9 protein-coding genes are annotated in these 7,664 nt (G+C 63.1%); 4 read left to right on the forward strand and 5 right to left on the reverse strand.

The window, feature by feature from the left end; genetic code table 11:
- Positions 1-419 precede the first annotated feature (419 nt).
- The 4 genes from WA702_RS03185 to WA702_RS03200 form a co-directional block, all read right to left on the reverse strand.
- Complete coding sequence (locus WA702_RS03185; RefSeq protein ID WP_425109077.1) at positions 420-1,589, reverse strand: mandelate racemase/muconate lactonizing enzyme family protein; 1,170 nt, start codon at positions 1,587-1,589, stop codon at positions 420-422.
- Between the two features lie 134 nt (positions 1,590-1,723).
- Entirely contained in the window at positions 1,724-1,990 is a 267-nt protein-coding gene (locus WA702_RS03190; protein ID WP_425109078.1) for a DUF3297 family protein, read from the reverse strand.
- Positions 1,987-2,463 (reverse strand): glutathione peroxidase, encoded by a 477-nt coding sequence (locus WA702_RS03195; protein ID WP_425109079.1) that lies wholly within the window; start codon positions 2,461-2,463, stop codon positions 1,987-1,989. The genes WA702_RS03190 and WA702_RS03195 overlap by 4 nt, the downstream gene beginning before the upstream one ends.
- Positions 2,464-3,855, reverse strand: coding sequence for an amidase family protein (locus WA702_RS03200; protein ID WP_425109080.1), 1,392 nt, complete (start codon positions 3,853-3,855; stop codon positions 2,464-2,466).
- Between the two features lie 230 nt (positions 3,856-4,085).
- On the opposite strand from WA702_RS03200, the gene WA702_RS03205 reads away from it, so the two are divergent.
- Positions 4,086-5,189 carry a lactonase family protein gene (locus WA702_RS03205; RefSeq protein WP_425109081.1) on the forward strand — a complete coding sequence of 368 codons (1,104 nt, stop codon included), beginning with the start codon at positions 4,086-4,088 and terminating at the stop codon, positions 5,187-5,189.
- A 52-nt stretch (positions 5,190-5,241) separates the two neighbouring features.
- Here the strand turns inward: WA702_RS03205 and WA702_RS03210 are convergent, their stop codons facing one another.
- Entirely contained in the window at positions 5,242-5,499 is a 258-nt protein-coding gene (locus WA702_RS03210; protein ID WP_425109083.1) for a DUF6894 family protein, read from the reverse strand.
- Positions 5,500-5,793: 294 nt separating this feature from the next.
- Between WA702_RS03210 and pqqA the strand changes: the two genes are divergently transcribed.
- The 3 genes from pqqA to pqqC all read left to right on the forward strand — a co-directional run.
- On the forward strand, positions 5,794-5,874 hold the full coding sequence (pqqA, locus tag WA702_RS03215) for a pyrroloquinoline quinone precursor peptide PqqA (RefSeq protein WP_012029362.1): 81 nt from the start codon (positions 5,794-5,796) through the stop codon (positions 5,872-5,874).
- Between the two features lie 238 nt (positions 5,875-6,112).
- On the forward strand, positions 6,113-7,042 hold the full coding sequence (pqqB, locus tag WA702_RS03220) for a pyrroloquinoline quinone biosynthesis protein PqqB (protein WP_425109082.1): 930 nt from the start codon (positions 6,113-6,115) through the stop codon (positions 7,040-7,042).
- Positions 7,043-7,077: 35 nt separating this feature from the next.
- A partial coding sequence (pqqC, locus tag WA702_RS03225) for a pyrroloquinoline-quinone synthase PqqC (protein WP_425109084.1) occupies positions 7,078-7,664 on the forward strand: 587 nt, incomplete at its 3' end.

The raw sequence follows: 7,664 nt of genomic DNA on the forward strand, positions 1-7,664 counted from the left end.
CGAAGATCACTTTCCGAATAGGACATGGGCCATCTCCTGATGGTGTGCAATCTACGGGCGCCTTGCCCGCGCTCGGTCATCGCGAACTGGAGATGAGTGTATCGAATTTTGAGCAATGTTCAATAAATATTTGAGCGGCGCTCAATTATACATGAATACTAAAATACCATTCCCAGGAATGTCATCGCCCGGCGCAGACCGGGCGATTCAGTACGCCGCGGCATCTCGGTCAATCACGATCGTCTTCGGAATACTGGATCGTCCGCCTGCGCGGACGATGACAGCGGAGGTGATGGCGCGTGATTTAGGCGCCGCATGGCTGAGGCGTAGGGTGGGCAAAGCGAAGCGTGCCCACCATCGTCGTCACGCGTTGATGATGGTGGGCACGGCGCAAACGCGCCTTTGCCCACCCCTACGCCTCATGCCGCCAGCGCCTTCATCTCGGTGTACAGATCAGACTTTCCTTCAAAACCGATGCCCGGAAGATCCGGCATGGTGATGTGGCCGTTCTCGACGCGGACACCGTCGGGGAAGCCGCCATAAGGCTGGAACAGGTCCGGATAGCTCTCGTTGCCGCCGAGGCCGAGGCCGGCGGCGATGTTCAGCGACATCTGGTGGCCGCCATGCGGGATGCAGCGGCTCGGCGACCAGCCGTGGGTCTTCAACACCTGAAGCGTGCGCTGATATTCGCACAGGCCGTAGGACAGCGCGCAATCGAACTGCAGCCAGTCGCGGTCCGGCCGCATGCCGCCATAGCGGATCAAATTGCGCGCGTCCTGATGGCTGAACAAATTCTCGCCGGTCGCCATCGGGCCGGGGTAGAACTCGGCCAGCGCGGCCTGCAGCGCGTAGTCGAGCGGATCGCCCGCCTCCTCGTACCAGAACAGCGGATAGTCGCGCAGCATCTTGGCATAAGCGATCGCGGTCTCGAGATCGAAGCGGCCGTTGGCATCGACCGCAAGCTGCGCATCCCTGCCGATCTCCTTCAGCACCGCCTCGATGCGGCTGCGGTCTTCTGCGATATCAGCGCCTCCGATCTTCATCTTGACGACGTTGTACCCGCGGTCGAGATAGCCGCGCATCTCGCCGCGCAGCGCCGACAGATCCTTGCCGGGATAATAGTAGCCGCCGGCGGCGTAGACGAAGACGCGCGGATTGGCAGTGACGCCGTGCCGCTCCGCCAGCAGCCGGAACAGCGGCTTGCCGGCGATCTTGGCCACCGCATCCCACACCGCCATGTCGATAGTGCCGACCGCGACCGAGCGCTCGCCATGGCCGCCGGGCTTCTCGTTCGACATCATGGCCGCCCAGACCTTGTCCGGGTCGAGATTGTCGCCGCTCGCATCGAGCAGCGTTTTCGGATCGGCTTCCAGCAGGCGCGGCGCGAAGCGTTCGCGGATCAGCCCGCCTTGTCCGTAGCGGCCGTTGGAATTGAAGCCGTAGCCGACCACACGCTTGCCGTCGCGCACCACGTCGGTGATGACGGCGACCAGGCTGGTCGTCATCTTGGTGAAGTCGATATAGGCGTTGCGGATCGGCGACGAGATCGGCTTCGTCACTTCGCGGACGTCGATGATGCGGACGGACATGGCGGTGGCTTTCGGAAACGGTGTGAGAGACACCGTCATTGCGAGCGAACCGAAGCAATCCAGACTGGTGTCCGGAACTCTGGATTGCTTCGTCGCTTGCGCTCCTCGCAATGACGACGGAGAGAGTGCGAGAGTCAGGACGAAGGCTTGTCCTTGAAATACGGCTCGACCGGGCCGTGCACCTTGAGGGTCAGCGGATTGCCGTGGCGGTCCTTGGCGGTGCCGGCGGGCACGCGGATCCAGCCTTCGCTGATGCAATATTCCTCGACATTGGTTTTCTCGGCGCCCTTGAAGCGGATGCCGATGTCGCGGGACAGGATCTCCGCATTGTAATAGGGGCTCTTCGGATCGACCGACAGCCGGTCCGGAAACTCATTCGTATTGGTCTCGTTCTCGCTCACAGCAGCGCCTCGATCTCTTTCTTCAATGCCTCAGGTGTGGTGGTCGGTGCATGACGCGACACCACCCGGCCCGACCGGTCGACCAGGAATTTGGTGAAATTCCATTTGATCGCTGACACCAACAGGCCTGACTTCTCGCCCTTCAAGAACTTGTAGAGCGGATGCGCGTCAGTCCCGTTGACCTCGATCTTGGCAAACATCGGGAAAGTGACGTCATACTTGCCGATGCAGAACGCGCCGATCTCGGACGCCGTTCCCGGTTCCTGGCCGCCGAACTGGTTACAGGGAAATCCCAGCACGGCAAAGCCCTTGGGCGTGTATTCGCGGTAAAGCGCTTCCAGCCCGCGATATTGCGGCGTGAATCCGCAGGCGCTCGCGGTGTTGACGATCAACAGCACCTGGCCTTCGAAGCGCCGGAGCGGCACTTCCTCGCCCGCCAGCGAGGTCGCGGTGAAATCGTAGAGACCAGCCATTCAGCTCACCGGATCGATCGGCGACGGTGGCGTGCCGCCTGCCTCGATCGCCTCGCCGGCGGCAAGACAGAGGTCCTCGCGGAAACGCTGCGCGACCAGTTGCACGCCAACGGGACTGCGGCCGACCATGCCGGTCGACACGGTGAGGCCGGGAAGCCCGAAGAACGGTATCGCGATCTGTGTCAGCTGCGCGTGCCAGACGCGGTTGAACGACTCTTCGTCCTTGCGGTCGAGCTGATCGGCGAACGGCAACTCGCCGGAGACCGGCATCAGCAGCAGCGGATGTTTTTCCAGAAACAGCAGCCAGTCGCGGGTCAGAGTGGCGCGCCGGGTCAGCGTCTGCGACAGGTCGAACGGATGCACCTTCAAGCGGTTGCCGCGCAGGCAGGCCAGCGCGCCGGGATCGCCCTCCTTTTCGGCCAGCGCGAGCTGCGCCTCATAGCCGTCGCCGAGCCACAGCCGGGTCTGCAGCAGCGCCGCCTCCTGCATCGGCGGCGCGTCCTTGATCTCCTCGACGGTCCAGCCGGCCCGCTCCAGCCGCGCCGCCGCATCGCGCAATGCGGCCACGACTTCCGGCACCGGATCGAGGCCATCAGGGTTGACGCAGAGCGCGACCCGCTTCGGTAGCGGTGGTCCTTCGAGCGGCACCGGCACCCACCAGGGATCACGCATGTCGCGCGCCGACATCGCTTGCAGCGCCAGCCGGATGTCGCCGATGGTGCGCGCCAGCGGTCCCGAGACCGCCGTCATCTGCGGCCCGATTGAACGTTCCGGCAAATGGGTGTTGAAGGCGGGAATCCGCCCGACGGTCGGACGCAGGCCATGGATGCCGCAGGCATAGGCCGGATAACGCACCGAGCCGGCGATATCGGTGCCGTGGCCGATATGGCCTATGCCCGCCGCGGTCGCCGAGCCCGCGCCACCGGAGGAGCCGCCGGGCGTAATGCCGGGATCGCGGGGATTCTTGGTGTGGCCATGGATCAGATTGTTGGTGAACCAGCGGTAGGACACGGCGGGCGTATTGGTGCGACCAAGGATGACGGCGCCGGCCTTGACGAGATTTTCGACCACCGGATTGTTGGCTTGCGCGATCGCGTCCTTCTGCAGCTGCAGCCCGTTGGTGGTGGCGAACCCGGCCTGGTCGACATTGACCTTCACGGTCACGGGGACGCCGGCGAGCGGGCCGACACGGTCGCCCTTGGCGACCGCGGCATCGATGCGATCGGCCTGCCGCAGCACGTCATCCGGGCGATGATCGATCACCGCGTTGATGCTGGGATTGACCGCATCGAGCCGGGCCAGCGCCGATGTGGCGGCCTCCCGCGCGGACACTTGTTTCGATGCGATGCGGGCGGCGAGGTCGGCGGCCGACAGGCGCCAGAGATCGGTCATGGGGAACTCCGTAGACAATGACGTCTTTTAGCCTGCGCCCGGGCGCGGAGAAAGCGACACCTCCCGGCCTTTGCGGCGGGTGGCTATGCATGCGACAGACGGGGACGGTCGCGAAATGATGAGCCCTCATCAATGCTATTGCTGGATTGATCCATACGGAATCAATCTTGGCCAACGCTGACAATCGACCTTAAGAATTAGCACCAATAAGCAAACCTTGGGGGAAACACATGCCGGCACCAGGCACACTCATCGCGACATCGCTCGTCTTCGCCGCTCTCGTCACGCTCGCACCGCGCGTGGCCGGCGCCGAGACCTTCGCCTATGTCGGCAATGCCGCCAGCAACGACATCAGCGTGTTCAAGTTCGATAGCGCCACCGGCGCGATGGTGCCGGTGCAGACCGCCGCTTTTGCCGGCATCGAGAAGCCGGGCTCGTCAACGCCGCTCGCCGTCAGTCCCGATCGTCATGTGCTGATCGCCGGTGTCCGCTCGCAGCCCTATGTCGCGGTCAGCTTCGCGATCGATGCCAAGACTGGCGAATTGAAGCACATCGGCAATGGCCCGCTGGCCGACAGCATGGCCAATATCGCCTTCGACCACACCGGCAAATTCCTGTTCAGCGCCTCCTATGGCGGCAACAAGGTCGCCGTGAATCCGGTCCAGGCCAATGGCGTCGTCGGTGCGCCCGCGCAGGTGATCCCGACCGGGCTCAACGCGCACGCCTTCCTGCCCTCGCCGGACAACCGCTTCGTGTTCGCGACCAATCTCGGCTCCGATCAGGTGCTGGCCTTCAAGTTCGACGCAGCCACCGGCGTGCTGACGCCAAACGAGGCTGCGACGGCGAAGACGCCGGAGAAGTCGGGCCCGCGCCACTTCATGTTCCACCCGAACGGCAAGTTCATCTATCTCCTGCACGAGCTGAACGCCGATCTCGCCGTCTACGCCTACGACGCCGACAAGGGCACCTTGCGCGAGACACAGCGCACCACCGCGCTACCAAAGGACTTCAAAGGCAAGCCGTGGGCGGCCGATCTGCACATCACGCCGAACGGCCAATTCCTCTATGCGTCGGAGCGCGGCTCGAACACGCTGGCAGCCTACAAGGTCGATGCGGCGACCGGCCAGCTCAGCACCATCGAGAGCGTGCCGACCGAGACCCAGCCGCGCGGCTTCAACATCGATCCAAGTGGTCACTATCTTGCAGCGGTCGGCGAGCTATCCAACGGCATGACGGTCTATGCGATCGATCAGGCCACCGGACGGCTGACTAAGCTGAAATCCTATCCTGTCGGCAAGCAGCCGAACTGGGTGGAGTTCGTGACTCTGCCGTGATCGTAAGGCGCGCCGCGTGCGTCAATGCACAGCGGCGTGCATTCAATCGGACTTAATGCCGCGTCATCGACTGCGCCGGTAGGTCGAAGATCGCCTCAGAAAACGGGAACTCCAGTACCACGTCGCCCTCCTCATCCGTCACCTCGATCACGGCGGCCAACAGCGCCGCATTGGCGCCTTCGGTGCGGAGCAACTCGCGGATCATATCGCGTGCGACTTCCCAGGCGCGGTCCGGACTGCGCAACATTTCGCCATCGGTGTCGGCGACCAGCTCGTCGCCGATCCTGGTGTTAAAGAAATATCGGGGCATGGGCACATTCCAATGGGGTCGCACGCTGCATTTTGAAAGATTGAGCCATCTCACAAGTGCTTTATCTGAACCAGATCCGCGCAATGTAGTCGCGGAACCAGACGGCGTTGCGAAGGCTTCGGTCACGAATTCGTTCATTTGACGGCTGCATGGCGCACCGCGGGATCAGTCTTCGCACTGCAAAAATCAACCCGGATCGTTCAAAACAAAAAGATTCCACTGGCGAACTTTTCGTGACGCGGTAGTTTAATGCGGAGGACGAAAATGTCCCGAACACCTGATGAGGAGACGACAATGGCCTGGAAAGCACCGAAGATTGTTGAAGTGCCGGTTGGCATGGAAATCAACATGTATGCCTGCGCAGCCCGTAAATAAATTGCGGGTGTGACGTCATTGCGTAGCACATGATGTTGCGTAGCACATGATGTTCTGAAGCCAAGACGCCTTTGAGGGTGGGCGGCCGAGCGGCGTGTGTGCCAGCCCCGTGCGCAAGCTCGCTGTCCACCCTCGACGTTGCGCCCCTTGACGTTCCGGCCCCGAGGCGGCGCCTGCGCATCCTCGCCTCATCTCCATACGTCTCGGCCTCCAGGAGACGATTTTCAAGAGACCGGTCATGCTTCGTGTCGTCGTCCTAGGCGCTGCCGCGGGCGGCGGCGTGCCGCAATGGAACTGCGGTTGTGCGGTCTGCCTGGCGGCGCGCACCGATCATCCTGAGATCAGAAGCACCCAGGCCTCGGTCGCGGTCAGCAATGACGGCGAGCACTGGTTCCTGGTCAATGCCTCGCCGGACCTGCGGCAGCAGGTGACCGCGACACCGCAGCTTCACCCCAAAAGCATGCTGCTGCGTCACAGTCCGATCGCGGGCGTCATCCTCACCAACGGCGAGATCGACGCGGTCACCGGGCTGTTGTCGATGCGCGAAGGTTCGCCATTTGCGATCTACGCGCATCCCAAGGTGCTGGCGATCCTGACATCGAACAGCATCTTCGACGTGCTGCGGCCCGAGAATGTGCGGCGCGTCCCGATCGAAGTCGATGCCGCATTCGAGCCGCAATTGCCCGGCGGCGCCTCGTCCGGCCTCGAGATTTTGCCATTCGCAGTTGCAGGCACCAGCGCCTGGTACCTGCGCGGCAAGGACCATCCTGGCGGGACCACCTCGACCGGCGATACGCTGGGTCTGAGGATTGCGGACAAGGCCAGCGGCAAATATCTCTATGTCATCACCGCCTGCGCCGGCGTCGACCATACCTTGAAGCGACGGCTCGCCGGCGCGCCCTTGGTGCTGTTCGACGGCACGGTGTGGCGCGACGACGAGATGATCAGGGCTGGACTCGGCAACAAGACCGGACAGAGTATGGGACATATCGCGATGTCCGGGGACGATGGCGCGATCAGCTCATTGGCGGATCTCGGGATCGGCAGGAAGATCTTCCTGCACATCAACAATTCGAATCCGGCGTGGCTGCACGCCTCGCCCGAGCGGCAGGCGTTGGAGCGCGCGGAGTGGCAGATCCCGAGCGAGGGGATGGAGATCGTGCTGTGAGTGACGTGAATCTAAGCGGCAAGAATCTAAGCGGGATGACGGCGCTATCGATCGGGCCTGACGTCAGGCTGAATGACGCTGCCGAGTTGGAAGCCGCGCTGCGCCACATCGGCGCGACGCGCTATCATAATCTGCACCCGTTCCATAAACTCCTGCACGGCGGCAAGCTCAACAAGGGCCAGGTGCAGGCCTGGGCGCTGAACCGTTACTATTATCAGTCGACGATCCCGCTCAAGGACGCGGTGGTGATCTCGCGCTTCCGCGACCGCGCCACCCGGATGGAATGGCGCCACCGCATCGAGGACCATGACGGCGATGTGGGCAGCGAGGGCGGCATCGAGCGCTGGCTCAAGCTGACGGAAGGCCTGGGGCTCGACAGCGCTTACGTGGAATCGACCGAAGGTATCCTTCCCGCGACGCGCTTTGCGGTCGAGGCCTACGTGCATTTCTGCCGCGACCGCTCGCCGCTGGAGGCGATCGCCTCCTCGCTCACCGAGCTGTTCGCGCCGAACCTGCATGAGGAGCGCATCTCGGGCATGCTGCAGCACTACGACTTCGTCAATCCCGACATCATGAGCTACTTCAAGCGCCGGCTGGCGCAGGCGCCGCGCGACGCTAATTT

Source organism: Bradyrhizobium sp., assembly GCF_049798375.1.
Classification (GTDB): Bacteria; Pseudomonadota; Alphaproteobacteria; order Rhizobiales; family Xanthobacteraceae; genus Bradyrhizobium.

What these genes read in the sequence shown, in the direction of transcription:
- pqqA (WP_012029362.1), top strand. Translation starts at nt 5,794, where the DNA reads ATGGCCTGGAAAGCACCGAAGATTGTTGAAGTGCCGGTTGGCATGGAA.
- WA702_RS03195 (WP_425109079.1), bottom strand. Translation starts at nt 2,463, where the DNA reads ATGGCTGGTCTCTACGATTTCACCGCGACCTCGCTGGCGGGCGAGGAA.
- WA702_RS03200 (WP_425109080.1), bottom strand. Translation starts at nt 3,855, where the DNA reads ATGACCGATCTCTGGCGCCTGTCGGCCGCCGACCTCGCCGCCCGCATC.
- WA702_RS03185 (WP_425109077.1), bottom strand. Translation starts at nt 1,589, where the DNA reads ATGTCCGTCCGCATCATCGACGTCCGCGAAGTGACGAAGCCGATCTCG.
- pqqB (WP_425109082.1), top strand. Translation starts at nt 6,113, where the DNA reads ATGCTTCGTGTCGTCGTCCTAGGCGCTGCCGCGGGCGGCGGCGTGCCG.
- WA702_RS03205 (WP_425109081.1), top strand. Translation starts at nt 4,086, where the DNA reads ATGCCGGCACCAGGCACACTCATCGCGACATCGCTCGTCTTCGCCGCT.
- WA702_RS03210 (WP_425109083.1), bottom strand. Translation starts at nt 5,499, where the DNA reads ATGCCCCGATATTTCTTTAACACCAGGATCGGCGACGAGCTGGTCGCC.